This window comes from Streptomyces lavendofoliae, from assembly GCF_014649735.1.
Lineage (GTDB): Bacteria > Actinomycetota > Actinomycetes > Streptomycetales > Streptomycetaceae > Streptomyces > Streptomyces lavendofoliae.
Map to the genome: position 1 here is coordinate 1 of NZ_BMTP01000051.1, position 1884 is coordinate 1884.

2 protein-coding genes are annotated in these 1884 nt (G+C 68.7%); one reads left to right on the forward strand and one right to left on the reverse strand.

Going from position 1 to position 1884, the window contains the following annotated elements; genetic code table 11:
• Positions 1-203: 203 nt before the first annotated feature.
• The gene (locus tag IE109_RS32745) at positions 204-1412 is read left to right on the forward strand and encodes an IS110 family RNA-guided transposase (protein WP_189554997.1); all 1209 of its coding nucleotides are present in this window, start codon (positions 204-206) and stop codon (positions 1410-1412) included.
• Positions 1413-1439: 27 nt separating this feature from the next.
• Here the strand turns inward: IE109_RS32745 and IE109_RS32750 are convergent, their stop codons facing one another.
• Positions 1440-1847, reverse strand: coding sequence for a hypothetical protein (locus IE109_RS32750; RefSeq protein ID WP_229891881.1), 408 nt, complete (start codon positions 1845-1847; stop codon positions 1440-1442).
• Between the last annotated feature and the right edge of the window lie 37 nt (positions 1848-1884).

Below are 1884 nucleotides of genomic sequence, written 5' to 3' on the forward strand. Positions count from 1 at the left end.
GTGTCCCCCTGTCGAACGGATGACCTGGGGGGTGGTGTCACCGGGCCCGGGAGGTGCCGTCGGAGACGCTGATGAGAGGTCCGGCCACCACCCGGTCCGGTGCAATGCCGGACAGTCCGCGGGCGGCAGGTCTGCATAACGTGGATGCGCGCGTACGACACCACCGCCAAGGCCGGCACGTTCAACTTCCCTGGAAGGGTGCGATGTTCGACACCGAAGACGTGGGCGTGTTCCTCGGCCTGGACGTCGGCAAGACCGCTCATCACGGCCATGGGCTCACCCTGGCCGGGAAGAAGGTCTTCGACAAGCAGCTGCCCAACAGCGAGCCGAAACTGCGGGCCGTCCTCGACAAGCTGACCGCCAAGTTCGGCACCGTCCTGGTGATCGTGGACCAGCCCGCCTCCATCGGAGCCCTTCCGCTCACCGTGGCCCGGGACTCGGGCTGCAAGGTCGCCTACCTGCCCGGCCTGGCGATGCGCCGGATCGCCGATCTCTATCCGGGCGAGGCGAAGACCGACGCGAAGGACGCCGCGGTGATCGCGGACGCCGCCCGCACCATGCCGCACACCCTGCGCTCGCTGGAACTCACCGACGAGATCACCGCCGAGCTGACCGTGCTGGTCGGCTTCGACCAGGACCTCGCGGCCGAGGCCACCCGCACCTCCAACCGGATACGCGGCCTGCTCACCCAGTTCCACCCCTCGCTGGAGCGCGTCCTCGGGCCGCGTCTGGACCACCCCGCCGTCACCTGGCTGCTGGAACGCTACGGCTCCCCGGCTGCCCTGCGGAAAGCCGGCCGCCGCAGACTCGTCGAGGTGATCCGGCCCAAGGCCCCACGCATGGCCGCCCGGCTCATCGACGACGTTTTCGCCGCCCTGGATGAACAGACCGTGGTGGTCCCCGGGACCGGCACCCTCGACACCGTGGTCCCGTCCCTGGCCCGCTCTCTCTCCGCAGTCCACGAACAGCGCCGGGCCCTGGAAGCCCAGATCAAGGCCCTGCTGGAGGACCACCCTCTTTCCAAGGTCCTGACCTCGATGCCGGGGGTCGCGGTCAGGACCGCCGCAGTCCTGCTGGTCACCGTCGGCGACGGCACCAGCTTCCCCACCGCCGCCCACCTGGCCTCCTACGCCGGCCTCGCTCCGACCACCAGATCGTCGGGGACCTCGATCCACGGCGAACACGCGCCCCGAGGCGGAAACCGGCAGCTCAAACGAGCCATGTTCCTCTCCGCCTTCGCGGCCCTGCACGACCCGGCCTCCCGCACCTACTACGGCAAATGCCGGGCCCGGGGGAAGACCCACACCCAAGCCCTCCTCCGCCTCGCACGCCACCGCATCAGCGTCCTGTTCGCCATGCTCCGCGACGGCACCTTCTACGAACCCCGCCTCCCCCAAGCGACGGCTGCATGAACCAGCCCACAGGGAGGTCGGTTCAGATCAACACCTTGCGTCGTCTGTCCACGCAGAGATGTCTGCGGCACCCCGACGGACAGCTTCTTCCTGGTCCCGGGAGAGCTTCCCGCAGGCCGCTGCGACGTCCGGCACACCGTCCGGTCCCACGAGCGCGTCATACACCCCGGTCTGCAGCCAGTCAGCCTGATTGTCGTCAGCCTCGGCCACCGCAAGAGCGATGAGCCTTACGGCGGCCACTGTCCCGACCCGGGCCAGGGCCTCTGCCGTCTGTCGAGTCACCGCCGTGTCCTCGACGTCCAGCAGCAGCCCCACCAGCGCTTCCGCAGCCTCAGGAACATCAGCGAACAAAGCAAGGTCACGCCCGGCACGAACACGTTGCGTCCATGAAGGAGACGACGCGTCAGCCAAGGCCGCCTCCAACCCACTCGTCATCTCTGGCACGACCAGACAGTCTCATGCCTCAAGAAGA

Bases quoted from the DNA above. Each gene is read 5' to 3' on its own strand.
- IE109_RS32745 (WP_189554997.1), top strand. From the start codon at position 204: ATGTTCGACACCGAAGACGTGGGCGTGTTCCTCGGCCTGGACGTCGGC.
- IE109_RS32750 (WP_229891881.1), bottom strand. From the start codon at position 1,847: ATGACGAGTGGGTTGGAGGCGGCCTTGGCTGACGCGTCGTCTCCTTCA.